Raw genomic sequence first — 24,223 nt, forward strand, 5'->3', positions numbered from 1 at the left:
GCGTCAAGGCAAGCTTACGCCGCACCTCCCAACAACGCAGCGTTTCCGCCAGCTGCGGTCGTATCGACACACACATGGCGCTCACCCAACACACGCGCGCGGTCGGGTCTGCCGGGAATCAGGGGCAAAATGGGGCCGTCTCTGCGGGCCAGGTGCTGTTCGATCTGCTGCGCGGTTTCAGCATCCCCCCACCAAAGGACACCAGAGATACCGGTCAGGTTCTCTAACCGGTGAAGGTCAAGCATTCCGGTTGCCTGAATGGCGGTTCCACCCAGCGCCTGTACAGCTTCAGCCTGCGCGCGCGCCGCCGTTTCCCCCGGCCCCATGCACAGAAGAGGCGGGCGGGGATATTCGCTCAGCCGGTTCGATTCTCCGGTCGGACCGGGCAGAGAACGGGTTTGGATTGGGGCAGGCTGGCCTTGAGGGGCAGGTAGGTCTGCCAAATGCTCCCAGGATTCTGTCGTGATTTGCCGATCCGGTGCACAAAACCGGGCCATGTAATTCGGGCCGCCCGCCTTCGGGCCGGTGCCTGACAGCCCTTCACCGCCAAAAGGTTGGGAGCCAACGATGGCACCGATCTGATTGCGGTTTACATAGATGTTTCCGGCATGGATTGCTTCGGTCACATGCTGCACCCGGTCGTCGATCCGGGTTTGCAGGCCAAAGGTCAGCCCGTATCCGGTGGCGTTGATATCCGCGATGACCTTGTCGATCTCCTGCGCTTTGAACCTTGCCACGTGCAATACGGGGCCAAATATTTCGCGCTCCAGCGCGGCAATGCCCGAGATTTCGATCAGCGTGGGGGCAACAAAGATACCTTCGGGTGGTAGCGGCAGCTCTTTCAGAACGCGCCCTTCGGCCCGTGCAATAGCGACGTGATCGGCGATGACCTGCCGGGCCTGCGCGTCAATCACCGGGCCGCAATCGGTAGAGATCAGCCAGGGGTCCCCGATGCGCAGGGCGTCCATTGCCCCTTTGAGCATGGTCAGCACGTCATCTGCGATATCCTGTTGCAGGTACAGGCATCGCAGTGCGGAACACCGCTGACCCGCGGACTGAAAAGCGCTTTCAATGATCGATTGCACGGCCTGTTCGGGAAGTGCGGTGCTGTCGACGATCATGGCGTTCAGGCCGCCAGTTTCTGCGATCAACGGCGTGCCGGGGCGCATGGCCCCAGCCATTGCCGACCGGATTCTGAGAGCGGTCGTTGTCGAGCCGGTGAAGGCCACGCCCGAGACGCGCGCATCCGATGTCAGCGCCGCGCCCACGGCCGGACCACCCGGCAGCAATTGCAGCGCGTCGCGCGGCACACCAGCCTCATGCAGCAATTGAATGGCGCGGTGCGCGATCAGGGGTGTCTGCGGCGCAGGCTTGGCCAAAACGGCGTTCCCGGTCGCCAAAGCAGCCGAAATCTGCCCGGAAAAAATCGCCAGCGGGAAGTTCCACGGGCTGATGCAGGTAAATATGCCAGCGGGCTCGGCATCAGGAATGTTGGCGGCGTAGTAACGTAGGAAATCCACCGCCTCACGCAGTTCCGCCACCGCGTCGGGCAGCGACTTGCCAGCCTCACGCGCCAGCAGGGCGAACAACTCGCCGTAATGTGTTTCATAAAGATCGGCGGCAGAGTTCAGGATACGGGCACGTTCGACTGCCGGGGCCTGCCATGGCTTTGCCGAAGCCAACGCCAGTTCCACATCTGCTTCACTCGCCGGAGCCACCGCGCCGGGCTTGTCGGCAGGATTCGCCGGGTTGATTACCTGCTCATCCGCTTGGGGTTTGGCAGCGTCAGCCAGCAAGGGTTGTGCATACCAGTGATACGCGCGGAACTGGTCCCGCGCTGCGTCAACCTTGTCCAGCGTCGGGGTGTGGTGCAGATCGAAGCCCTTGGAATTGGGGCGATCCGGCTGGAACAGTTCGGGGCCGGTGGGCAGCGGGGGCGGAGGCGTTTGAACAGTAACAAACGGATCTGCGGCAACCACTTCCGGCGGGACGTTATCGTCGACAATCTGGTTGACGAAGGATGAGTTCGCTCCGTTTTCCAGCAGACGCCGCACAAGGTAGGCCAGCAGGTCACGATGCGCGCCAACCGGTGCATAAATGCGGCAGCGGGTCTTCTGCCTGTTCATCACAAGCTGATGCAATGTCTCGCCCATGCCGTGCAGGCGCTGGAACTCAAAAGGCTGACCTTCGGCCATGTGCAGGATGGCGCTGACTGTATGGGCGTTGTGGGTGGCGAATTGCGGATAGATCCGGTCTGTCATGCCCAGCAATTTGCGCGCATTGGCGATATAGGACACATCGGTGACCGCCTTGTGGGTGAAGACGGGAAAGCCGTCCACACCTTCGACCTGCGCGCGTTTGATCTCGGTATCCCAATAGGCGCCTTTGACCAGACGGACCATCAGCTTGCGATCGTGGCGTTCCGCCATGTCATAGAGCGTGTCCAGAACCAGCGACGCGCGTGGCCCATAAGCCTGAACTACGATGCCGAACCCATCCCAGCCGGCCAGAGCCGGATCGGACATCACCGCTTCAATCACCTGCAATGACAAAGACAGGCGATCCGCCTCTTCCGCGTCGACGTTTAGCCCCATACCAGCGGCCTTGGCCAAAAGGGCCAGCGCCCGCAGTCGGGGAACCAGTTCATCCATCACGCGCTTTTCCTGCGCCAGTTCATAACGGGGATGCAGGGCTGACAACTTGACTGAAATTCCCGGGTTGGCGCGGATATCCTCATGGGTGCAGGCTTCGGCGATGACCGAGATGGCGCGTGAATACGACAGGTGATATCGTGCGGCGTCCGCCTCGGTTCGCGCGGCCTCTCCCAGCATGTCGTAGGAGTAGGTATATCCCTTGTTTTCCATCCCGCGCGCACGCTCCATCGCGGCGTTGATGGACTCACCTAACACGAATTGCCGCCCCATTTCCTTCATCGCACGCGACACGGCGGTACGGATCACGGGTTCACCCAATCGCTTGATGGCCCCGCGCAGGGCGCCAACAGGCGAGGCCTTGCCTTCGTCCAGAACCTTGCCCGTCAGCATCAGGGCCCAGGTTGAGGCGTTAACCAAGGATGAAGACGAGTGCCCAAGATGCTTGCCCCAGTCCGAAGGGGCAATTTTGTCTTCAATCAACGCGTCAATCGTGTCGGCATCCGGCACGCGCAACAGCGCTTCGGCCAGGCACATCAGGGCGACGCCTTCGTCGGTGGACAGGCCGTATTCGGCAAGAAACACCTCCATCAACCCCGGAGACGTGCTGGAGCGGATGTCGCGCACAAGCTGCGCGGCGGCGGCGCTGATGGCGCCGCGGTCCGTGGCGCTCAGGCTGGCCTGAGAGATCAGGGTTTCAAGGATCGCCGACTGGTCAGCATAGGTTGAGGTGTCGATTAATGTACGCAGGGTATGAGACATGAGTCCTCCGGTCTTTGTGCCAATATACCTGCGAAAACTCAGGACAATCGCCTGAGTTTACGATAATTGAAGGCGGAACACCTGAAATTTCGCCAGAGAGCAGCGCAAATGAACTTTCCTGACCTGGACCGGTTTGACCGGTCGATTCTGAGAATTCTGGCCGAGGATGGGCGCATTTCGGTCGCCGATCTTGCGCGCGAAATTGGTCTGTCGAAATCACCGACACAGGCGCGCCTGAAACGGCTTGAAGCAAGCGGGGTGATCAAAGGATACCGGGCGATGCTGGATCCGATCAGACTGGGGCTGGACCACGTTGCCTTTGTCGAAGTGCGCCTGACCGATACCCGCGAAAAGGCACTGGCCGAGTTCAATGCGGCTGTCCGAAAAACTGCCGAGGTCGAGCAAGCCCATATGATTGCTTCGAATTTCGACTATTTGTTGAAGGTCCGCACAGCCACGATGTCAGAGTATCGTCGTGTTCTGGCCGAAAAGATTTCATCCATGCCGCATGTCGCCAGCACCTCGACCTTTGTGGCGATGGAGGCGGTTAAGGAAGCCGGCAGTTTGGGTGGGTTCGAGCATCAGGCTTGACGGATCAGGATTACGAGCCATCCTTGGTACATGACACACGCTTTCCTCTTTGCTCTTTCTGTTGTTGCCTTGTCTTGTGCGGCGCACGCCCAGTCCTGCCCTGATGCTCCGGATCATTCAGAAGGTGTGGATGCGCTAATCAATCAGGTTCGGAAGGCAGAATCGCAAAGTGATGCGCGCGCCATTTCCAACCAGATGTGGGAGCTTTGGACGGACGCGCCGGATGCGCGTGCGCAAGGCTTGCTGGACCGGGGAATGGCACGGCGGGAGGCTTGGGATTTACTGGGCGCGTTGGAAGAGCTTGACCAGCTTGTCGATTACTGCCCGAACTACGCCGAAGGCTACAATCAGCGTGCGTTTGTGAACTATCTCAGACAAGACTTCGCTGCTGCCTTGCAGGATCTGAATGTCACGATCGAGTTGTCGCCGAACCATATAGGTGCGCTGAGCGGTCGCGCCTTGTCATTGTTGGGTCTGAAGCGCCTTGACGACGCGCGCGCTGCCCTTGCCGCGGCGCTAGAACTTAACCCATGGCTGTCAGAGCGGGCATTGTTAGAACCCGGCGGTCTTTTGGAACCGCCCGGTCAAGATATTTGACGCCGGGTTTTCGAAAGAACCGAAAGGGAAACCTAACCTTTTTGCGGGCAAACTGGTTGTGTTGGACCCCTTCGGAGTTGTTCACTGGCTATCCAGTGGTATGGGTTCTGACTGGCGTGGGCGTGTATCGGACGCTGAACATCATTGACGAATACACCAGCGAGGTGCTGATGATCCGCGTCGATCGTAAGCTCAACTCAACAGATGTGCTGAATGCATTGACTGACCTGTTCATCCTCCGCGGCCCGCCGGCATTCATAAGATCCGACAATGGGCCGGAATTTATCGCCCAGAAGGTGCGGGAGTGGATTGCAGCTGTCGGGGCGAAGACGGCTTACATCGAACCGGGATCACCCTAGGAGAACAGTCATTGCGAAAGCTTCAACGCCCGGTTCCGGGATGAGCTGCTCAACGGCGAAATCTTCTAAAGCCTAAAGGAGGCGCAAACTCTGATCGAGCAATCTCGTATCCACTACAACACCGTCAGGCCGCACAGTGCGTTGGGCTCCTGCCCGCCTGCGCCCGAAAGCATCGTCCCGATAGACCAGAGGCCCACGATGCACTAACAAACAAACCGGACTACCCGATAGGGGCACGCGACCGAGCGCGCTGAAGGCGGCAATGCTGGCCCTGTTTGACGAGTGCGGTGCGGAATATCCTGCCGAACACTATGTGGGGCACATGTACAAAGCCAAACCCGATTTGGCGGCGCATTACAAATGCTGCGTTCCGACCAACTCTTTCAATCCGGGGAACGGGAAGATGTCCAGGGCGCGAAGCTACAGGTGATTAACGGTCACATGGGATTTGGGCGCGTGTGATAGGCATCCAGCAGGGCTTTGCCGTTTTCATAAAACGCAGTTTCACCAATCAGTTCTGTGATGCCGTAGCGATCCAGCTCGGCTTTCACATCTGGCTCGACCAGCGTGAAAACCAGCCGTATCCCCTTGGATTGCAGGAAATTGGCGATACTGCGCAACGTGAACCCGGCTGTGAAATCGACAACGTCAATTGCCGAGGCGTCGATGCAGAACCATGTCAGTTTTCCGTCTGCGTTCTGAACGATTGTTGTGACTTCCTCGGTGAATATCTGCATGTTCGCGTAGTACATGCCGTGGGAAAACCGGTAGATTACCAGACCGGGCTCGAATTGGTTTGGTGCTTCCAATCCCTTTGAACGCCAGCCACCGGACTCGGTACGCAATACTACCGAATTCTTTGGGTGGTATCCCCGGCGTGTGTGGTCGACCAAAGACAGGACCATGGCAAAAATGACGCCTTGCTCGACACCAACCAGAACAACCACGGTGGCGGTTGCCGTGGCAACCCAGAACTCGGACCGGGCCTGCCTGTAAATTGTTGCCATTCCGTGCAGGTCGATCAGCTTGAGACCGATCAGGAAAACGATGGCCGAAAGTGCTGCTGTGGGAAGATAGGCTAAAGGCTTGGTCAGAAACAGGATAACCAACAGGACTATTACCACTGTTGTCAGTTGCGCCACCTGGCTGCGCCCTCCGGCGCTGGCGACCATCTCGGTCTTTGTGGGGCTGCCATTGACCACGAATGTCCCCGTGAATGCGGCTCCGAAATTCGCAAGACCCAGTCCGATCAGGTCCGTGTTTTCGTTGAAAGTCTCATCATATCTCGAGGCGTATGCCCGCGATGTGGCGGCGCTTTGTGCCAGAATAACAACGAAGATGGACAAGGCCGTGGGGAGCAATTGTTTGAACAAGGTCCAGCTCCACTGCACGTCCGGGATCGAGAACGAGGGCAAACCGCCGGCAACCTCTCCCAACACCGAGATTCCGGAAGTGTTGAATGAAAAGGCCCAACTGCACAGGATCACCCCGACAATGGCAACCAACGGCCCCGGGATTTTGCGCGACAGTCTTGTGCATCCCAGGACAATGCCCAACACGGCTGATGTGACGATCACGGTTGGCCAGTTGACGTTGGATATGTTGAAGTAAACGTCCTTCAACCTTGCAAGTGTTCCGTGCCCAGCGGATTCGATGCCCAACAATCCGGGGATTTGGCCCGTTGCAACCTGAATGCCCACGCCGGTCAGAAAGCCGACCAATACCGTTCTGGACAGAAAATCAGCCAGAAACCCCAGCCCGATGACACGCGCGGCAATCAAAAGCATAGCAGCCATAAGCGCCAGCAAGGACGCCAGTGCCAGATACTCAGACGTTCCGGACATCGCCAAGCCCGCCAGTCCCGAGGCGGTGATGGCTGCTGTCGCCGAATCGGCGCCGACAACAAGGTGTCGGGACGATCCGAACAGCGCAAACAGAGCCATGGGAATCAGGATCGTATACAGCCCGGACATGACCGGAGTGCCGGCGATTTTGGTGTAACCCATGACTTCGGGGATCGCGAGACATGCAAAACTCAGACCAGCCAGCATTTCCGCCGGAAGGCGCGCGCGGTCAACAGGCAGAATGCCCTGCAGGATTTGCAGACGCGCCGCTCTCTGATTTCTGTCCTGTTTTTCCATGGGTTACCCTATACCCATTCAACCAGCGAACCGAATGTTCGAACCGTCAGGCTATCTTACAGGCAAATTATCACAGGTAAATTGGGTGGTCTGACGTGCCGCTTTTCCAGTTTTTCAGTTATTTTCGCCGAACTACGGGAATCCCCCAATTTCGCAAACTGCCGATCAGGGGTAAACATGACTTACCGTACTTACCACACACAAACACGGTATTTACTTTCCCCGATGAGGGGCTGGTCACACCCCCTCGGCCGGCCCCTCTTAACTTTTAGGGGTTCGCGAAGGCCCAAGTCATTCGTTTTATGACTCGTGTCGAGTGAACTTACTTAGTTTTGGATCAATTTGGTCACGAGTGTCGGCAGTGTTTCCGACGCACTGTAAGCAACGGTGTGCGGTATATTGGCCACCGGGGTTTTGCGGTACCCTTCCGTGAACAGCAGAAACGGTATCCTGGCGTTTACAGCTGTTTCTGCGTCGACCTCGCTGTCGCCGACATACAAGCGTGTACCCGAGGTCCCAAGTGCTTTGAAGCTTTCCAGCAGGTGGCCCGGATCCGGTTTGCGAATTGGCAATGTATCACCGCCGAAAACAACGTCGAAGAACCGGGATAGGTTGAGCGCCTCCAGCACGTGGCGTGCGGGTGCTTCGGGTTTGTTGGTGCAGATACCAAGAACGCAACCCATCTGTTTCAGTGTTTCCAGGGCTTCGGGAACTCCGGGATAAGGCACTGTCGTTGCACTGACCGCCGCATTGTAATGCTTCAGTGTCTGTTGCGTCAGTTCCGTGTGGCGGTCCATGGGCAAATCACAGTGTCGCATCAAACGCTCGACCAGTTTGGGAAGGCCATTGCCAACAAACCCTCTGATCACATCAACGGGCACAGGATCGTGACCCAAACCGTTCAGCGTTTTATTGGCCGCTGCTGCCAGGTCCCCGACGCTGTCGACCAACGTTCCATCCAGATCAAAAACAACTGCTGCGGTCACGTTTTGCTTGCCTTTCAATACCCGCCCCAAGTCTTAACCCGTCGTTTTCAGGGGTGCAATCGGCTCAATGATGCTTGATTTGAAACAGTGCTTGACATTCCTTACTAAAATAATCAGATTTAATAACAGGAACGGAAAGCCAACCCTCTCGGGTCAGCCAGATAAAACGAAACGCAACAGGTATGGCACCATGCCGACTCGCTCTGGAGATGCCCCGATGAACGTACAGAACCCGACCCCAACCCAAGGTTATGCTGTCTCGATGCTGCCTGCGCACAAGGCCGAGGATTTGACCAAAGGTGGCCACCTGGCCCATATCGAGTTGGGCGACCAATTGTATACCCTGCGCATCACCCGTGCAGGTAAACTGATCCTGACGAAATGAGCGCGCATTCAATGCGCGGCGGTGCTGCGGTCGGCCGTCTGGCGGACCTTGATCCTGTCGAAGCAGGTGCGGTGATGTATCTGCGGATGTGGAGCCAGGGTGAAAGCGGTCGCGCTGATATCGCGAGCGATTTTTGCATAGCGCTGGGATCAGATTATGGGCGTGCCGCCATGCTGACGCTGGATCGTCTGTGTTCGCTTTGCGCAACGCATTGTCGACGCCCGCTAATCAGGCACGGTCTGGGGTGTGCATGTCTGGGCGCGGATGAGAGTTGTTTTGCCCAAATGGTTGCCGCCGCATCCGAAGGGGCACGCGAAGACGCGATGATGATGGCGTCACTGATCGTGCGCCCGGATTTTGCGCCTGCTCTGGCATCCCTGTCGGAGGAACTGGGCCTGACGCTCCGGCGTATGACAACGGGAAATGCGATTCCGACGACAGGTCACGATACCCGCACTGCCGTTTTGCATTGACTGTTCTTGCAGGACGGTCAAACCCCGGCAAAGCGCCGGGGTCAATCCTTCAGCAGCACCCGCATCCCGCGTGGTGATGGTCGTGATCGCAAACCGGAGCAGGAGAGAAGTCACCGACCTCGGACAGCACGTCCCTTAGCGCCCACAGGATCATGTCCACATCCTCGACCTCAATCGTCAGCGGTGGGCGGATTTTCAGGATGTTGTCCTTTGGTCCCTCACTGCCGATCAGAATTCGGTGATCGCGCATCCGGTTTTTGACATAGCTGCAAATCTCGGTTCCTTCGGTTCCGTCGGTATTGATCAGCTCAACACCCAGAAACAGTCCCATGCCCCGTACATCGCCAACGCAATCAAAGTCGGCTTCGATCTGGCGCAGCCCCGCCATCAGGCGCTCACCCATCTGACGCGCATTGTCCTGCAGGCCTTCGTCATCGACAATGTCCAATACCTCTTTACCGATCCGGCAAGACAGCGTCGATCCGCCAAAGGTCGAGAAGAATTCGATCCCGTTATTGAAGCTGTCGGCAATCGCCCGCGTCGTCACCAGCACACCCAGAGGGTGCCCGTTACCAATGGGTTTACCCATCACCACGATATCAGGAAGCGCGCCCTGATGTTCAAATCCAAAGTAATACTCACCCAGGCGACCCAGACCGGTCTGTACCTCATCTGCAATGCAGACACCCCCGGCGGCGCGGATTTTTTCATAAACCGCAGGCAGGTAGCCCTTGGGCGGAATAATCTGTCCACCGACAGATGGGAAAGTTTCGGCGATGAACCCGGCTAGACCTTGACCCCGGTCCTGCAAGGCAGCAATGGCCGGGTCCACAAGATCAGCAAATTTCTGCGCCCGATCCGCATCGTCACGCTTGAACGAGCCGCGATAGTCGTCCGCAACCTCGACCAGTTCGACCCAATCGGCTTTCCCGATGCCACCCGGTTTGTTGAACTTGTAGGCCGATATCGCCACAGCCGCATTCGTATTGCCGTGATAGCCATGGTCTGGCGTCACGATCCCCTTGGCGCCGGTATGGGCACGGGCAAGCCGCAGGGCCAGTTCGTTCGCTTCAGTTCCGGAATTGACGAAGAAGCAGACCTCGAAGTGATCGGGCAGTTTGGACAGGATCTTGTCAGCAAAAGTTGTCTGTGCCGGATGCAGGTAGCGGGTATTCGAGTTCATCCGCTTCAACTGATCCGCCGCTACAGCTTGAATGCGGGGATGCGCATGACCCACATGAGGGACGTTGTTATAGGCGTCCAGATAGGGGCGGCCCCATTCGTCAAACAGGTGATGTTTCCACCCGCGTACGAGCATGACAGGGTCATCATAAGTCAGCGACAGGTTGCCGCCAAAGTGATCGCGGCGACCCTGCAGGATCGCCTGTTTGTCTGTGGGTTGGTAGAAAACCTTGTCATCCGGCAGGTTCAGTAAGGCCGCCGGGTTCGGGCAGACTGCGTGCCACAACTCCATCTCATCCGGATCGCCGACACCGGGCCAATCCGCCTCCATGCCATTGGTTGTCAGCGCCAGCTGGAAATGCACATGCGGTGCCCATCCGCCATTCTGGCTGGCGTCGCCCAACCGGGCGAACGCCGCCCCCTGTGCCACCGGATCACCGGGTTTCAACCGGTCACAGCATTCCGGGTCCAGATGACCATAGAGTGTATAGAACGGATCGCCCTCGGGTGTTTCATGGTGCAGGATAATTACCCCACCGTAATCGAGGTGCTGATCTCGGTTCTCGACCACCTCGACCCGCCCGCTCATTGGTGCGTGCAGCACCGTCCCTGCGGGTGCAAACACATCCACCGCCAGATGCACTGTTCGCCGGTCCGAGGCTTTCCATGGCCCTTTGCGAAATCCTGGCTCGGCATAAATCAGGCGGGGTTCGTTGTAATAGCCCAGCCACAGCCCTTCGCCGTATTCCTCGCCAACACGTGCGGCCTCGGCCAATGGCATGTGGAAAGGGTTCTGGGGCCACACGCAATTCTCGACTGACAACGACCCCATCGGAGTATCGCTTAGGTCCTGACCGAACATCTGGGAAAACCGGCCGCGATGTCCTTGCAGATACGCATGGATGCGTTCTGCGCCGTCCACGACCGGCAGCCCGCACGCTGCCCGAAGACGCGCAGACATCAGCCCGCCATTGACGGAAGCATTCTCAAGAAACCGCCACGCAGGTGCCTGAGAGATTGTCACATATGGGTCGTCCGGGTTTTCGACTGCCATCAGGGTCGAGTTGAGGACAGACACTGCCAATCGCATCCGCAGCAGCGGCCAGATCAGGTCGATCTCCTCGGCTTGCAGCCGGTTTGCGGCATGGTATCCCCGCACGAGAGCAGTCAATGCCCGCTCGGGTCTGGCATGATCTAGCACCACATAGGCCCCGGCGATCGCAAGATCACAGACGCGCGGTGCCGCACACATGTCACCCAGATCAATCAGGCCGGAAACCTGCCTCCGCTCACCCAATTCACCTTCAACCAGAATGTTATAGTCATTGGCGTCGTTGTGAATGGCCTGTTTCGGCAGCCGCCCCAGCCTATCCGTGATCGCCGTGAATTCGTTGCAGATATCCCGAAGCAACGCCCGACGCGCGGGATCGCTGATAGCGCCTATCTTGTTACTGATCCAACCCGCTTGCGTCAGGTCCCATTTGAAATCCGGGCGGTGCAAAGCTTCATGTTGAAACCCCTCCAGAGCGCGATCCGTTGAGCCCAGAACACGACCCAATTTCAGGATCAGCTCTTCGGATTTCGGGTTCGCTTGTGCATAGCATCGCCCGGGCAGGCGTTCCTGCAACCACACCAGCCGCGACTTCCCTTCGGAATCGGAATTTTCCGGCAATATTGCGCCGTTCAACGCCGGGAACACCTTTGGAAACGGCAACCCCGGTGCTTCCGAGGCGATATGCGCAAGTGCTTCGATCTGAAGATCTACCAGACCCGCATCGCACCCCGCGCGCATGACTTTCAGCACATAGTCCTGGCCATTTGTGGCTTGCGCCAGAAAGTTCAGATCATATTCGCCATCCAGCCGGGTCAACCGTGCGTCCAGTCCCCAGTTTTGGCGCAGCGCGTCCGCCCAGAAGTTCACCAAATCGCTCATGTCTTTCTCCGTCCCGCTCATCCGGGATCCTCTTCATCTGGCCGAAATATCCTCGGGGGTGAATTGGCCCAAAGGGACAAGAGGGGGCAGACAGCCCCCCGACCCCTTAATCCAAGGCACGCAAACGTTTGAACAGCGATGATGTGTCCCATCGCCCGCCGCCCAGTTTCTGCACGTCCTTGTAGAACTGATCGACCAGAGCGGTCACCGGCAGAGACGCGCCGGTTTCATTGGCCGTATCCAGACAAATCCCCAGATCCTTGCGCATCCAGTCCACAGCAAAGCCATGTTCGAACTGATCATTCAGCATGGTTTCATACCGGTTTGCCATCTGCCAGCTGCCAGCCGCACCCTGGCTGATCACCTCAACAACGGCCTTCCCGTCCAGGCCCGCTTTTTCGGCAAAGTGCAAGGCTTCGCTGAGACCCTGAACCAGACCAGCAATCGCGATCTGGTTGCACATCTTGGTCATCTGGCCCGCGCCGCTGGCTCCGAGCCGACGGCAGATTTTGGAATAGACGTTCATAACCGGCTCAGCCGCATCATAAGCTGTCTGATCGCCGCCACACATAATTGAGAGAACGCCGTTTTCAGCGCCGGCCTGACCGCCCGAAACCGGGGCGTCCACAAAAGCGATACCCTGAGATAGGCCAGCAGCGTAAAGCTCGCGCGTGACCTTTGCTGAAACCGTCGTATGGTCGACAAAAATGGCCCCGTTGGACATTCCTTGAAACGCGCCATCTTCTCCGGTGCAAACCGCGCGAAGGTCGTCGTCATTGCCGACGCAGGCCATGACAAACTCAGCACCCTTGACGGCGCCTTTCGGAGTGGTCGCCATTGCGCCGCCATGCTGCGCGACCCAGGCCTCGGCCTTGGTGGTCGTACGGTTGTAAACGGTGACGTCATGGCCTGCGGTTTGCAGATGTCCGGCCATGGGATAGCCCATGACACCAAGGCCAAGGAACGCGACTTTTGCCATTTTGTGATCCTCTCCGCTGTTCGGTCGGCTTTAGCGAAACAGGCCTGACCGAAATCTCTGGCGAAGACAAAGCAAAGCTGCGCCCAAAGGGCAACCCCAAGTCAGCCTTTCCCGCCCAGATCTCGCAGGATTGGGCAATCGGGCCGGTCGTCCCCCGCGCAGGCCTCGATCAGATGGCTCAGCGTATCGCGCATGGCGTTCAGGTCAGAGATCTTGGTTTCAATCTGAACAAGATGATCGCGTGCAACCTGTTTCACGTCGGCACTGGCACGGGTTTCATCTTCGTAGAGTGCCAGCAGGGTCCGGCAATCCTCGATGGTGAACCCAAGCGCCCGGGCGCGGCCCAGAAAGTTCAGCTTGTGCACGTCCTGGTCGCGAAACCGGCGGTAGCCATTGTCGTCGCGCATTGGTTTGATCAGGTTGATGTCCTCATAATACCGGATCGTCTTGGCGGGCAGGCCGGTGCGCGTGGAAACATCTCCGATATTCATGCGCGCACCTCTTTGGTGGCCGTACCTGAGGCTTCCGGCACGCTAGCGCGAATACGGCGCAGGCGCAGCGCATTCGAGACCACAAAAACGCTCGATAGTGCCATTGCACCAGCTGCCAGCGCCGGGGACAGCAGATAGCCGCCAAACGGGTACAGCGCACCGGCAGCCACCGGTATCAGAAGGACATTGTATCCGAAGGCCCAGCCCAAATTCTGGCGAATATTCCTCATTGTCCGGCGGCTGATCTCGGTCGCATTCGCGACGCCCCGCAAATCACCGGACATGAGGACAACGTCGGCTGTTTCGATGGCCACATCCGTGCCGGTTCCGATGGCGATGCCGATATCAGCCGCCGCCAGAGCGGGGGCGTCGTTGATCCCGTCACCGACAAAGGCCAGCACTCCGAACCGGTCCCTTAAGGCCGTGATTGCGTCTACCTTGCCATCAGGCAGTACCTCGGCAGTGACATGATCAATCCCCAGCCGGTCGGCCAGAGCCCGCGCCGTGCGTGCGTTGTCACCCGTGATCATGGCCACGGTCAAACCCATCTGGTGCAACCGTTCCAGCGCTTCCACTGTGCCGGGCTTGATCGGGTCGGAAACGGACAAAGTGGCCGCTGCCTGCCCACCCAGAGCGACGAACAGAGGGGTTGCCCCCTGTGCGGCACGGGCTTCTGCCTCATCCGCCAGGGCTCCAAGGGTGATCCCACGCTGCTGCATCAACCGGTGCGACCCGATCAACACGTCGCGGCTTTCAACCAACCCTTGCAGGCCAAGCCCGGTAAGCGAACGGACATCCGATACCTCTGGCAGTGTCGCGGGCCCCGCGCGGGTGATGGCGGATGCGATCGGGTGTTCCGACCGTGCCTCAAGGGCTGCAGTCAGCCGCAGAACCTCCTCCCGGTCAAATCCTTTCGCCGTAGTCACGCTGTCCAGTTCGGGGCGCCCCAGCGTCAGGGTTCCGGTCTTGTCCAACGCAATGACGCGCGCCTGCTGAAGCTGTTGCAACGCATCCCCCTTGCGGAACAAAACCCCGAGTTCTGCCGCACGCCCGGTGCCCACCATGATCGAGGTTGGGGTCGCCAACCCCATAGCGCAGGGGCAGGCGATGATCAGAACTGAAACACCTGCGACAAGCGCCAGGGGAAGGGCCGGGCTGGGGCCGAAGATCAGCCAGAGCGCGACGGTGATCACCGCAACAGCGATGACCGCAGGAACAAAGCGATAGGTAATCCGATCCACCAACCCCTGGATCGGCAGCTTCGCGCCCTGCGCCTGCTGCACCATTCGAATGATCTGTGCCAGAGCCGTGTCGCCGCCGACGCGGGTAGCGCTTACCCGTAAAGCGCCGGTGCCATTCACGGTGCCGCCGACAACAGGCGCGCCTGCCGACTTGCCAACAGGCACTGGTTCGCCCGTGATCATGCTTTCATCGACGTAAGAGGTGCCTTCAAGCACTTCGGCATCCACCGGTACACGCTCGCCGGGGCGGATGTGCAGGATATCTCCGACAACAATTTCGGCGATTGGCCGGTCCTGTATCTGTCCATCCAGTTCGACCCGCGCGGTTTTTGGTTGCAAACCCACCAGTTTTCGGATCGCAGCTCCTGTTTTGCCTTTGGCGCGCGCCTCCATCAACCGGCCGAGCAGGATCAGAACCACGATCACCGCGGCCGCTTCGAAATAGACATTGGCGGTACCTTGCGGCAGCAGGCCGGGCGCGAATGTGGCCGTGACCGAATACAGATAAGCCGCGCCGGTCCCAAGCGCTACCAACGCGTTCATGTCCGGCGTGCCTTGCAACAGCGACGGGATACCTTTGCGGTAAAACACACGGCCCGGTCCGATCAGCAAAGCCGAGGTCAGGGCAAACTGAATCAAATGGCTCGTCTGCGTTCCAATGGTCGCCTGTATCCAATGGTGGAAGGCGGGGATCATGTGCCCGCCCATCTCAAGAATGAATACGGGCAGGGCTAGTGCCGCTGCCAGTATTGTGGAACGGACCAGCCGCTGAATTTCACCGTCTTCCCGGCTTTCTGGTTCCGCAACGCCTTGGATACGCGCGGGGTATCCAATTTCGGTAACAACCTGAGCCAGCGCCTCGGGTGTAGTTGCCGCTATAGCATAAGTTACCGTGGCCGTCCGAGTTGCCAGATTGACCTGTGCTTCGATCACGCCAGCGGTGGATGCCAACGCGCGCTCGATCTTGCCAACGCAGGATGCGCAGTTCATGCCCTCGAAACTCAGATCCGCTTCACTAGTTTCAGCCGGATAGCCAGCTGCATCCAGCGCCGCTGTCAGTGCCGAGACCGGCCCGTCAAATGCCACCTGCGCTGTTTTGGTCGCGAAATTGACCGAGGCCGCATCAACACCAGACACATCACGCAGTGCAGCCTCGACACGGCCCACACAGGATGCGCATCCCATGCCGGTGATTTTCAGTTCTGTCAGTGCTTCTTGCGCCATGCGACTCATCCCAAGTGGTTTTCTGCCCTCCAGATGGGGGTTCCAGTGACGGGAAGGTCAAGGGGGTCGCGGCGAAATTCTACGACCCGGGCCCGCGCATGTTACGCTCCATTAAGCGCTGATACAGGCGTGGTGACAGTCGGTTGAACCACCACGATATGTGTGCAACGCGACCGACCGGGATCATGGGCTGCGATTTGTCCAGTCCGCGCAGGATTGCCATGGCGGCACTCTCGGGGCTCATTTCGTCCATTCCGTCCTTGGCCGATCCGGGACGCGCGGTTCCATCGGGTTGCTCCATTGCGTTGCCGGGGTTGGTGGCCACAAAAGACGGCGCTGCAATCTGAACCTGAACGCCATGTGGCTTTTCTTCGGATCGAAGCGATTTGAAAAAACCCTCAAGCGCGTGTTTTGAGGCTGCATAAGCCGTGCGATGGCAGAGCGGAGCGAAACCAGCCACCGACGAGATCGCCAGATGTGTTCCCTTTGACGCGCGGAGAGGCTGCAAAAATACGCGAGCCATCTCAATGGCTGCAAAATAGTTGATATCAAACAGTGCACGGTGACTGGCCGTGTCGGACTGGTCAAACCCCCGAATTTGCGTAACCCCGGCGTTGTAGATGACCAGATCAATGCTGTCGCTTGACGTGATCGCCCTTTGAGCTGCGTTGGCAAGCTGTTCGGGGTCAGTCAGATCACAGGCAATTGGCAGTTGGTTCGGTTCTGTTTGCAGACCGGACACATCAAGATCCAACAGCACCACCCGCCACCCACGGGCTTGCAGTGCACGGCTTAGAGCCTGTCCCAAACCGCCCGCACCGCCAGAGATGACCGCGGTTTTCATAACCCGGCCTGCCGTTGCCACAGCGCAAAAACCTCGGCGCTGGATTTTTCGGGCGTATAGCCGAATTCAGATTTCAGGGCGGAATTATCCAGAACTGGCCGATATTGAAGGAACCGTACCTGTTCCGGCCCATAGCGAGATAAACCCAGTGGGCGAGCCAAGGCTAGGGCCGCTTTCAGCACCCAGGGGGGGAGGCGCAGAACCGGTTTTCCCATGGCGCGCGCCAAGTCGTTCACACCCATCGTGCCGTCACCGGCGACGTTGTAAATCCCGGCTGGTCCGTCGGTTGCTGCGCGCTGAAGGATGCGTGCCAGGTCCCGGGTCCAGATAAAGACAAACGGGCTTTCGCTGCCGGACACCGCCAGCAACCGGGGCTTTCGAAACAGGGCGGTGATCTGGTTCTCGGTTCCGGCTCCCAGAACCGTACCCACACGCAGGACAACCTGCTCAAGATCGGGGGCGGTGCTGCGGGCTTCGGCCAAAATCTCTTCGACCTGACGCTTGTGATCTGAATAAGGAAACTCGGGGTTGCCGCGCAATGGATCGCCTTCGCGCAACGGCACAGGATTGTCTGCATGATAGCCATAAGCGGCACCGGAAGATGTGACGACCAATCTGCGCACCCCGTTTGCGATGGCGGCATTCACCACTTTTCGCGTGCCTTCGACATCGACAGCATAGGCTGCGGCGCGCCCCATCTTTGGCGGCGGCGTTACGACTGAAGCCAAATGCACAATCACATCCGGATTCACCTTGGCAATCGCACGTGCAGGAGCGTCGGTTGTAACATCCATGGACAAAAATGAGGCGTCTTCCGGCAGGTTATCCGGGCGTTTCAGATCGGTTGCAAAGACCTCGTGCCCAACAAGTTCGGGCAACAGCGCTTGCCCGACCATCCCGGCAGCGCCGGTAATCAGGATGCGGGTCATCGCGCGGCCTCGGTTCGTGCCATGACCGAAGCCAAAGCCAGGCCCGAAATAGCGTGCCATACTCCCCAGAATGCAGCGACCACGGCCATGCCGCCAAGACCGTTGAAGAATGCAAAGATCAGGACGAGCCCAAGCCCGGAGTTCTGAATGCCGGTCTCAATGGTGATGGCGCGGCGATCGAAGGGGGACAGCCCGGTCAGAGTGGCCACAACCCAACCGCCCCCCAGCGCCAGGGCATTGTGAAGGATTACAAGCCCGGCAACAGCCCCGGCAAACCCAAGGAAAAACCCCCAGTTGGCAGCCAGAGCAAGTACGATAAACCCAGCAAAGATACCCATCGACAGAAGTTGCAGCGGTGCGCGCAACCGTGCCGTCAAGGCGGGGAGGCGTTGATTCAGCGTAATTCCCAGAACCAGCGGCAGGATCAGCATCAGACCGACCAGGATTGCGATCTGCATTGGGTCGATCTGGGTCTGTTGCAGGATTGCGCGGGTCGGTGGGTAAAGCCCACCCCAAAGCGCAATATTGAAAGGTGTCATGAAGATCGCACAGATGGTGGCGAAGGCTGTCATCGACACCGAAAGCGCTGCATTCCCGCCCGCGCGGTGGGTGATGAAGTTCGAGATATTGCCCCCTGGGCAGGCCGCGACAAGGATCAGGCCAAGCGCAATTGACGGTTGCGGTGCTGCAATCCACACCATCACAAAGGTCAGCGCAGGCAGGACGACGAGTTGTGAAAACAATCCGACAACCACTGGTTTGGGTGCGCGCCTTAAACGGTCAAAATCCCGAGGCGTAAGGTCGATGGCAATCGAGAACATCACGATTGCCAGAATAGCATTCAACAGCGTCAGAGACGCCGGACTGAAATTCAGTGTGATCTGGTCAATACCACTCATGCGGCGGCCTTCCCCAGCCGGTCGATCCAGCCGGTGACAGCCTTTCTGTAGGTATTCTTGTCCACGTAATAGGCCATGCGGGGCAGGTCGATATAGTTCATGCCTCCGGTGGCGCGCGTATAACCTTTTTGCTTTTCTGCGTGCAGATCGGCTGCCACGGGGCAGCCGTGTCGAAGCCCCTTGATGTAGCGCGCCACCATCTCGGCCTGCTCGTGCCTGCCCTGCCAGCCCAGGCCCGTGGCCTCGACCATGCCCAGCACGAACAGATCGTCCCGTTCGGGATGTATCGTGTTCAGATACAGATGCGGGGCGTCGCCCTGCCAGTTCAGCAGGCCCTTGTCGATAAACGGGTAATGCAGTTTGTATCCGGTCGCGGCGAGGATCATGTCATAGTCGTCGCAGGAGCCGTCCTTGAAATGCACGGTGTGGCCCTCCAGCCGGTCGATATCCGGGCGGATGCTCAGATCGCCATGGCCTGCGTGATACAGGACCAGCGAATTCACCACGGGGTGGCTTTCGTACAGCTTGTAATCCGGTTTGGGAAAGCCGTATTTCTGTGGATCGCCGACAAACCAGCCAAGGATCAGGCTGTCGACCTTACGCTTCAGCCACATCGGCAGACGGATCTTTCCACCTATTGTGTCAGCGGGTTTGCCAAAGACGTATTTCGGGACGAAATAATACCCGCGCCGCATCGACAGATCGCAGCGTTTCGCGTGGTGGATGGCGTCGACGGCGATGTCACAGCCGGAGTTGCCTGCGCCCACGACCAGCACACGCTTGCCGTCGAATTGGCTTGGGTACCGATATTGCGAGGCATGGATCAACTCGCCGTCAAATGTACCCGGAAAGCTGGGTACATTCGGTTCCGACAGGGTACCGTTCGCAATGAGTACGCCGGCATATTCGGCCTGATGGTCGCCATCTTGGTCTCGCCAGCACACGCGCCAACCGTCACCCGGATTGCCCAGCGGAGCGACCTGAGTGACTTCCGCATTGAATTTGTAACCCTCTCGCAACCCGAAACGGTCCGCAAATGCGCGGAAATAGTCGCGCATCGCCCGGTGCGAGGGGTACTCGGCAACCGCGTCATCCATGGGGAAATCCGTAAACTCGGTCATGCGCTTGGACGAGATCAGGTGCGCCGACTCGTACATGGTTGATCTTGGAGCATCGATGTCCCACAGACCGCCCACATCCGAATGCAATTCAAACCCCTGAAATGCGATTCCCTGTTCTTTCAGCACCTTGGCCGCGGCCAAACCCATTGGCCCCGCCCCAATCAGGGCGAATGTGTCGCGCGTTTCTGTCATGAACCCTCCCAAAGTTCGTGAGGTTTAAATTGAACGAACGTCCAAAATAAGGCAAGGTGAATTTTATGACGCTGAAAAACGTAGAAAAGCCAAGACAAAGGGCACCGTCCAAGCGATCTTTGGAAACCAAAGCGCGGATCATGGACGCGGCCGAAACAGTCTTTGCCGAACGCGGATTCGAAGGCGCGTCGATCCGCGATATCGCTGCGCTTGCAGGGGTTCAGGTTGGCCTTGTTCATCACCATGGCGGCGGCAAGGAAGAGCTGTTTTTTCGAGCGATCGAACGCCGTGCGGGCAAGCTGGCACAAATCAGAACCGATGCGCTGGCCAAGGCAAGAAAAGCAGGTCCGCTAACATTGCGCAGCATTCTGGACAGTTTTATCCGGCCTTATGTGGAACTGGCAGAAACAGGCGGTTCGGGATGGATGGCGTATGGGCGCCTTGTGGCGCATGTCTCGGTCGATCCCCGCTGGCGCGATATCGCGGCTGAGTGTTTCGACCCGACCGCCCGGCATTTTATCGACGAAATCGCTGCGCTTTATCCGGATGTTGACCCTGCGCTGCTGGCCAGCGGCCAGGTCTATTCCGTGTCGGCAATGCTGGCGCATCTCAACAGTGGTTGGCGGGTCGGGGCCCTGTCGCATGGCGGCGGAGTGTCAGAGGTGGAACGCCTGATCGAATTTTGTGCAGCCGGTATCGAAGCGATGGTTCAGACCAGTCGCGGTTGAACGCGCAGCATTGCTATTGCTGCAAATGGTTGAACAGGATGGTGCTGAACACAGAAGGTGGTGACGTCCGGACGGCGCTGGGTGAAGCAAAGAAACCAAACATCATGATCATAAGGATCAGGGCTGCTCCGGCAAGGAACGCCGCAGAAAGCTGAAAGACCGAACGAACCATTGGATTATTCCCTGTAAATACTCAACAAAGCTTGCGGTGTCTTGCGCATCACGAGAGCTTTGACAGTTCTTGTCTCAGCCTTTCATTTTCGGCCTGCAACTGGGCCAGTTGCTGGCCTAAACTGTTTAGATGCGGGCGCAGTTCGGCTTCGGTGAAACGCGGCGTGATGTGGCGTGGGCAGTTCCAGTCAAGCGCCTCAACTCGAATGATCGCGGCCCGCTCTGCGGGGGCTTCGGCCCCCTCCGGATACAAGCTGGCTGCCGCTGCTTGACCTTCCGTGAATTCGACACGCCCCAGGATCTTCAAACGGTGTTGATTGGCATAATCCATCAGGATCATCGCGACCCGATCGTTGCCATCCAGATTTCCGCGCGAGATATACTGTCTGTTGCCTGAAAAATCGGCATATCCGATGGTTTGCGGCCCCAGCACCTTAAGAAACCCGACCGGCCCGCCGCGATACTGCACATAAGGCCAGCCTGTTTCAGACACCGAGGATTGATAAAACCCGTCGCGCGCCTGAATGAACTGTTTTTCGGGTTCGCCGATCAGATGGCCCTGTTGCGGGCCACCTTCAATGAATTTGGCATAGGTTTTTGCCGATCCCATCCGCTCCTGATGGGCGCGGACGGTTGGGGTGAAGGTCAGTTCTGAAAACGCACGCGGCACAGTATGTCCTTTCAAAGACCCAGATCAGACAACTCGGGATGGTCATCGGGGCGTTCACCCAATGGCCAATGAAACAAGCGGTCGCTTTCGGCTATGGGGTGATCATTCAGCGAGGCATGCCGATGCGACATGCGTCCGTCTTCGGCAAACTCCCAATTCTCGTTGCCATATGACCGGAACCACTGACCGCTATCGTCGTGCCACTCGTAAGCGTAACGCACTGCGATGCGATTACCGGTAAAGGCCCAGAGTTCCTTGATCAGCCGATAGTCCAGTTCCTTGTGCCACTTACGGCTTAGGAAGGCGTGAATTTCGTCATGCCCTGACAGAAATTCCGCCCGGTTTCGCCACTGACTGTCATCTGTGTATGCGGGGGTGACGCGGTCGGGATCGCGGCTGTTCCAGGCATTCTCTGCCATGCGCACTTTTTGCGTGGCAGTTTCCAACGTGAACGGGGGAAGAGGGGGTCGAGACATGGTGCAGGGGGCTTTCAGGTTAGAGAAGCGGCAAGAATGGCCAGTGTCAGAAGAAATGGAACGTACTGAGGGGGGAATATGCTGGCGCGACGTTTCATCGGTCAAATCCTCTGGTGTACTGATCGGTTAACTTTCCAATAAGGTGTACCGATCTGTTAACTTTTGCAAGAGGAAAAGCAGAAAATATTTCGCGCGGTTCAGGGCGAGCCATGAATTCTAATGAAAACAATGATTTGAGTTAGGCCGGTTGTACTTCATGTTTCGGGGTAATATGTACAGAACGGTACACCATGGAGCCGAATCATGCGTCCAAACAAACGGGATGAACTTGTCAGCAAAGCCCTGAAGGTTTTTTATCGCGACGGGTTTCACGCGACCGGCATGGATAAGCTGGTGGCGGAAACGGGCGTTTCGAAAACGTCGATGTACAAACATTTCCGCACTAAAGAAGACCTGATTGTAGCCGCTCTGCGTCTGCGGGATGAGAATTTTCGCGAGTGGTTCTATCGGCGCATCGAAGAGATGGCAGAAACACCGGCCGAGCAACTCATCGTCAGTTTTGATGCCTTGAAAGAATGGTTCGAGGAAGATGGATTCCGGGGCTGCATGTTCATCAAGGCCGGGGCAGAATATCAGGAAACAGACCATCCGATCCATGTGCAGGCAGCCGAACATAAACAGCTGTTGCTGGAGCATTTCACGTCCGTCGCCGAACAGGCTGGTGCGCGTGATCCTCAGAAACTCGCGAGCCAGATCGTGTTGTTGCAGGAAGGGGCAATTGTGTCTGCGGTTTTGCTCAAGAATTGTGATCCTGCGGAAGACGCCAGAGATGCGGCACAGCAATTGCTGGCATTGGCGCTGAGTTAATTTCCTTTAAAACAAGCAGGTTCTTAAAGTTACCTAGCAAAGAAACGTTGCGTTGTTCGAAGTCGGAACGCCACGTCACGTGGATTGGCGGGAATCGGGCTGAACGCTAGGCTTTCGCGAAAGACAGATTGGAGAGCCTTTGATGTCACTTTTCACTTCGACCGCGGCATGGATCACTGACGAACACCGCATGTTTGCGGATATGGCTGGCCGATTCATGGATGATGAACTGTCACCGAATATCGAAGCCTGGGTTGAAAACGGGGCCGTTGATCGCGACTTCTGGCGCAAGGCTGGTGAAACCGGCCTGATGGCTGGTGCAATCCCCGAAGAATATGGCGGCGTCGGCGGCGGTATGGGCTTTGACGCCATCACCGCGTACGAACAGGGTGCACGGGGCGACGCTGGCTGGGGCTATGGTATTCAGTCGATCGTGACCCACTATCTTACCGCCTATGGCAGCGAAGATCAGAAACGGAAATGGCTGCCCAAACTGGCTTCGGGTGAGATGGTCGGCGCACTTGCCATGACGGAACCTAGCACCGGCTCGGATGTTCAGGCTGTGCGCACAACGGCCGAGAAGGACGGAAACTCCTACCGGCTGAATGGCTCGAAAATCTTCATCACGAATGGCCAGACGGCGGATCTGATCATCGTGGCCGCCAAGACTGACAAGTCCGAGGGCGCGCGGGGTGTGTCATTGATCGTGGTCGAAACCGAAGGGGCCGAGGGGTTTCGCAGGGGGCGCAACCTCAAGAAACTGGGGATGAAGGGCAACGACACGGCCGAGCTGTTTTTCGAAGATGTCAAAGTGCCGATGACAAACCTGTTGGGCCCCGAGGAAGGGCAGGGGTTTTACCAGCTGATGAAGCAACTGCCGTGGGAACGGCTGAATATCGCGATCATGGCGCTGGGTTCGATCGATTTTGCCATTGCCGAAACGGTAAAGTACGTGCAGGAGCGCAAAGCGTTCGGTCAGCGGGTGATGGATTTTCAGAACACACGTTTCAAGCTTGCGGAATGCAAGACCAAGGCCGAGGTGCTGCGCAGTTTCGTCAATGACTGTATCGGCAAGCTGGAGGCAGGCGAACTGGACGCGGCAACCGCCTCGATGGCCAAGTACTGGGGGTCAGAGGTGCAGAACGAAATCATGCACGAATGTCTGCAACTGTTCGGTGGCTACGGTTTTATGATGGAATATCCAATTGCCCGCCTCTATGCAGACGCGCGCGTGCAGATGATTTACGGCGGCACGAACGAGGTCATGAAAGAGGTGATTGCACGGTCGCTCGACGTTTGAAGGTATCTGGGCGGCCTCTTGCCTGATGTCA

21 protein-coding genes and 2 pseudogenes are annotated in these 24,223 nt (G+C 58.0%); 9 read left to right on the top strand and 14 right to left on the bottom strand.

Going from position 1 to position 24,223, the window contains the following annotated elements; translation table 11 throughout:
* Positions 1-14: 14 nt before the first annotated feature.
* Positions 15-3,413 (bottom strand): bifunctional proline dehydrogenase/L-glutamate gamma-semialdehyde dehydrogenase PutA, encoded by a 3,399-nt coding sequence (gene putA / locus ACR0ES_RS07925; protein WP_480870093.1) that lies wholly within the window; start codon positions 3,411-3,413, stop codon positions 15-17.
* A 108-nt stretch (positions 3,414-3,521) separates the two neighbouring features.
* Here putA and ACR0ES_RS07930 point away from each other — a divergent pair, with 108 nt between their 5' ends.
* The 4 genes and pseudogenes from ACR0ES_RS07930 to ACR0ES_RS07945 form a co-directional block, all read left to right on the top strand.
* A complete protein-coding gene (locus ACR0ES_RS07930) occupies positions 3,522-4,004 on the top strand; it encodes an Lrp/AsnC family transcriptional regulator (protein WP_480475581.1) in 483 nt (160 codons plus the stop codon).
* A gap of 30 nt (positions 4,005-4,034) precedes the next feature.
* On the top strand, positions 4,035-4,601 hold the full coding sequence (locus ACR0ES_RS07935) for a tetratricopeptide repeat protein (protein ID WP_480773740.1): 567 nt from the start codon (positions 4,035-4,037) through the stop codon (positions 4,599-4,601).
* A gap of 119 nt (positions 4,602-4,720) precedes the next feature.
* Positions 4,721-5,167 (top strand): annotated as a pseudogene (locus ACR0ES_RS07940) (integrase core domain-containing protein); the annotation flags it as partial.
* A 34-nt stretch (positions 5,168-5,201) separates the two neighbouring features.
* Positions 5,202-5,390 (top strand): annotated as a pseudogene (locus ACR0ES_RS07945) (D-lactate dehydrogenase); the annotation flags it as partial.
* A 7-nt stretch (positions 5,391-5,397) separates the two neighbouring features.
* Here the strand turns inward: ACR0ES_RS07945 and ACR0ES_RS07950 are convergent.
* Both ACR0ES_RS07950 and gph read right to left on the bottom strand, forming a co-directional pair.
* A complete protein-coding gene (locus ACR0ES_RS07950) occupies positions 5,398-7,101 on the bottom strand; it encodes a SulP family inorganic anion transporter (RefSeq protein ID WP_480870095.1) in 1,704 nt (567 codons plus the stop codon).
* A gap of 326 nt (positions 7,102-7,427) precedes the next feature.
* Positions 7,428-8,087: a phosphoglycolate phosphatase gene (gph, locus tag ACR0ES_RS07955; RefSeq protein WP_480870097.1), complete on the bottom strand. Its 660-nt coding sequence runs from the start codon at positions 8,085-8,087 to the stop codon at positions 7,428-7,430.
* Between the two features lie 217 nt (positions 8,088-8,304).
* On the opposite strand from gph, the gene hemP reads away from it, so the two are divergent.
* Complete coding sequence (gene hemP, locus ACR0ES_RS07960) at positions 8,305-8,472, top strand: hemin uptake protein HemP (RefSeq protein ID WP_209504713.1); 168 nt, start codon at positions 8,305-8,307, stop codon at positions 8,470-8,472.
* The gene (locus tag ACR0ES_RS07965; RefSeq protein WP_480870099.1) at positions 8,469-8,945 is read left to right on the top strand and encodes a hypothetical protein; all 477 of its coding nucleotides are present in this window, start codon (positions 8,469-8,471) and stop codon (positions 8,943-8,945) included. The genes hemP and ACR0ES_RS07965 overlap by 4 nt, the downstream gene beginning before the upstream one ends.
* A gap of 49 nt (positions 8,946-8,994) precedes the next feature.
* On the opposite strand, the gene ACR0ES_RS07970 is transcribed toward ACR0ES_RS07965, so the two are convergent.
* The 8 genes from ACR0ES_RS07970 to ACR0ES_RS08005 all read right to left on the bottom strand — a co-directional run bounded on the left by ACR0ES_RS07970 (position 8,995) and on the right by ACR0ES_RS08005 (position 19,980).
* The gene (locus ACR0ES_RS07970; protein ID WP_480870100.1) at positions 8,995-12,060 is read right to left on the bottom strand and encodes an aminotransferase class III-fold pyridoxal phosphate-dependent enzyme; all 3,066 of its coding nucleotides are present in this window, start codon (positions 12,058-12,060) and stop codon (positions 8,995-8,997) included.
* A gap of 106 nt (positions 12,061-12,166) precedes the next feature.
* Positions 12,167-13,039: an NAD(P)-dependent oxidoreductase gene (locus ACR0ES_RS07975; RefSeq protein ID WP_480870102.1), complete on the bottom strand. Its 873-nt coding sequence runs from the start codon at positions 13,037-13,039 to the stop codon at positions 12,167-12,169.
* 101 nt (positions 13,040-13,140) lie between these two features.
* Positions 13,141-13,530, bottom strand: coding sequence for a Cu(I)-responsive transcriptional regulator (gene cueR / locus ACR0ES_RS07980; RefSeq protein WP_480831360.1), 390 nt, complete (start codon positions 13,528-13,530; stop codon positions 13,141-13,143).
* Positions 13,527-15,995 (bottom strand): heavy metal translocating P-type ATPase, encoded by a 2,469-nt coding sequence (locus tag ACR0ES_RS07985; protein ID WP_480831362.1) that lies wholly within the window; start codon positions 15,993-15,995, stop codon positions 13,527-13,529. Before ACR0ES_RS07985 ends, cueR begins: the two co-directional genes overlap by 4 nt.
* 79 nt (positions 15,996-16,074) lie before the next feature.
* A complete protein-coding gene (locus ACR0ES_RS07990; protein ID WP_480870104.1) occupies positions 16,075-16,839 on the bottom strand; it encodes an SDR family NAD(P)-dependent oxidoreductase in 765 nt (254 codons plus the stop codon).
* The gene (locus ACR0ES_RS07995) at positions 16,836-17,768 is read right to left on the bottom strand and encodes an SDR family oxidoreductase (protein WP_480616674.1); all 933 of its coding nucleotides are present in this window, start codon (positions 17,766-17,768) and stop codon (positions 16,836-16,838) included. The genes ACR0ES_RS07990 and ACR0ES_RS07995 overlap by 4 nt, the downstream gene beginning before the upstream one ends.
* A complete protein-coding gene (locus ACR0ES_RS08000; protein ID WP_480482148.1) occupies positions 17,765-18,667 on the bottom strand; it encodes a bile acid:sodium symporter family protein in 903 nt (300 codons plus the stop codon). Before ACR0ES_RS08000 ends, ACR0ES_RS07995 begins: the two co-directional genes overlap by 4 nt.
* Complete coding sequence (locus ACR0ES_RS08005) at positions 18,664-19,980, bottom strand: flavin-containing monooxygenase (protein ID WP_480487653.1); 1,317 nt, start codon at positions 19,978-19,980, stop codon at positions 18,664-18,666. Before ACR0ES_RS08005 ends, ACR0ES_RS08000 begins: the two co-directional genes overlap by 4 nt.
* Positions 19,981-20,045: 65 nt before the next feature.
* On the opposite strand from ACR0ES_RS08005, the gene ACR0ES_RS08010 reads away from it, so the two are divergent.
* Positions 20,046-20,708 carry a TetR/AcrR family transcriptional regulator gene (locus ACR0ES_RS08010; protein ID WP_480487655.1) on the top strand — a complete coding sequence of 221 codons (663 nt, stop codon included), beginning with the start codon at positions 20,046-20,048 and terminating at the stop codon, positions 20,706-20,708.
* Positions 20,709-20,721: 13 nt separating this feature from the next.
* On the opposite strand, the gene ACR0ES_RS08015 is transcribed toward ACR0ES_RS08010, so the two are convergent.
* The 3 genes from ACR0ES_RS08015 to ACR0ES_RS08025 are packed head-to-tail and all read right to left on the bottom strand — an operon-like array spanning position 20,722 to position 22,025.
* On the bottom strand, positions 20,722-20,880 hold the full coding sequence (locus tag ACR0ES_RS08015) for a hypothetical protein (protein ID WP_480487657.1): 159 nt from the start codon (positions 20,878-20,880) through the stop codon (positions 20,722-20,724).
* A gap of 48 nt (positions 20,881-20,928) precedes the next feature.
* Positions 20,929-21,549 (bottom strand): pyridoxamine 5'-phosphate oxidase family protein, encoded by a 621-nt coding sequence (locus ACR0ES_RS08020; protein WP_480487659.1) that lies wholly within the window; start codon positions 21,547-21,549, stop codon positions 20,929-20,931.
* Positions 21,550-21,560: 11 nt separating this feature from the next.
* Entirely contained in the window at positions 21,561-22,025 is a 465-nt protein-coding gene (locus ACR0ES_RS08025) for a nuclear transport factor 2 family protein (RefSeq protein ID WP_209504702.1), read from the bottom strand.
* Between the two features lie 303 nt (positions 22,026-22,328).
* Here ACR0ES_RS08025 and ACR0ES_RS08030 point away from each other — a divergent pair, with 303 nt between their 5' ends.
* Both ACR0ES_RS08030 and ACR0ES_RS08035 read left to right on the top strand, forming a co-directional pair.
* A complete protein-coding gene (locus ACR0ES_RS08030; RefSeq protein ID WP_480870106.1) occupies positions 22,329-22,892 on the top strand; it encodes a TetR/AcrR family transcriptional regulator in 564 nt (187 codons plus the stop codon).
* Positions 22,893-23,034: 142 nt separating this feature from the next.
* On the top strand, positions 23,035-24,192 hold the full coding sequence (locus tag ACR0ES_RS08035) for an acyl-CoA dehydrogenase family protein (RefSeq protein WP_480487661.1): 1,158 nt from the start codon (positions 23,035-23,037) through the stop codon (positions 24,190-24,192).
* The last annotated feature ends 31 nt before the right edge of the window (positions 24,193-24,223 follow it).

This window comes from Ruegeria sp. N7 (assembly GCF_056531345.1).

Excerpts from the sequence above, each read along its gene's own strand:
- putA (WP_480870093.1), bottom strand. The coding sequence starts at position 3,413 with ATGTCTCATACCCTGCGTACATTAATCGACACCTCAACCTATGCTGAC.
- ACR0ES_RS07930 (WP_480475581.1), top strand. The coding sequence starts at position 3,522 with ATGAACTTTCCTGACCTGGACCGGTTTGACCGGTCGATTCTGAGAATT.
- ACR0ES_RS07935 (WP_480773740.1), top strand. The coding sequence starts at position 4,035 with ATGACACACGCTTTCCTCTTTGCTCTTTCTGTTGTTGCCTTGTCTTGT.
- ACR0ES_RS07950 (WP_480870095.1), bottom strand. The coding sequence starts at position 7,101 with ATGGAAAAACAGGACAGAAATCAGAGAGCGGCGCGTCTGCAAATCCTG.
- hemP (WP_209504713.1), top strand. The coding sequence starts at position 8,305 with ATGAACGTACAGAACCCGACCCCAACCCAAGGTTATGCTGTCTCGATG.
- ACR0ES_RS07965 (WP_480870099.1), top strand. The coding sequence starts at position 8,469 with ATGAGCGCGCATTCAATGCGCGGCGGTGCTGCGGTCGGCCGTCTGGCG.
- ACR0ES_RS07970 (WP_480870100.1), bottom strand. The coding sequence starts at position 12,060 with ATGAGCGATTTGGTGAACTTCTGGGCGGACGCGCTGCGCCAAAACTGG.
- ACR0ES_RS07975 (WP_480870102.1), bottom strand. The coding sequence starts at position 13,039 with ATGGCAAAAGTCGCGTTCCTTGGCCTTGGTGTCATGGGCTATCCCATG.
- cueR (WP_480831360.1), bottom strand. The coding sequence starts at position 13,530 with ATGAATATCGGAGATGTTTCCACGCGCACCGGCCTGCCCGCCAAGACG.
- ACR0ES_RS07985 (WP_480831362.1), bottom strand. The coding sequence starts at position 15,995 with ATGGCGCAAGAAGCACTGACAGAACTGAAAATCACCGGCATGGGATGC.
- ACR0ES_RS07990 (WP_480870104.1), bottom strand. The coding sequence starts at position 16,839 with ATGAAAACCGCGGTCATCTCTGGCGGTGCGGGCGGTTTGGGACAGGCT.
- ACR0ES_RS07995 (WP_480616674.1), bottom strand. The coding sequence starts at position 17,768 with ATGACCCGCATCCTGATTACCGGCGCTGCCGGGATGGTCGGGCAAGCG.
- ACR0ES_RS08000 (WP_480482148.1), bottom strand. The coding sequence starts at position 18,667 with ATGAGTGGTATTGACCAGATCACACTGAATTTCAGTCCGGCGTCTCTG.
- ACR0ES_RS08005 (WP_480487653.1), bottom strand. The coding sequence starts at position 19,980 with ATGACAGAAACGCGCGACACATTCGCCCTGATTGGGGCGGGGCCAATG.
- ACR0ES_RS08010 (WP_480487655.1), top strand. The coding sequence starts at position 20,046 with ATGACGCTGAAAAACGTAGAAAAGCCAAGACAAAGGGCACCGTCCAAG.
- ACR0ES_RS08015 (WP_480487657.1), bottom strand. The coding sequence starts at position 20,880 with ATGGTTCGTTCGGTCTTTCAGCTTTCTGCGGCGTTCCTTGCCGGAGCA.
- ACR0ES_RS08025 (WP_209504702.1), bottom strand. The coding sequence starts at position 22,025 with ATGTCTCGACCCCCTCTTCCCCCGTTCACGTTGGAAACTGCCACGCAA.
- ACR0ES_RS08030 (WP_480870106.1), top strand. The coding sequence starts at position 22,329 with ATGCGTCCAAACAAACGGGATGAACTTGTCAGCAAAGCCCTGAAGGTT.
- ACR0ES_RS08035 (WP_480487661.1), top strand. The coding sequence starts at position 23,035 with ATGTCACTTTTCACTTCGACCGCGGCATGGATCACTGACGAACACCGC.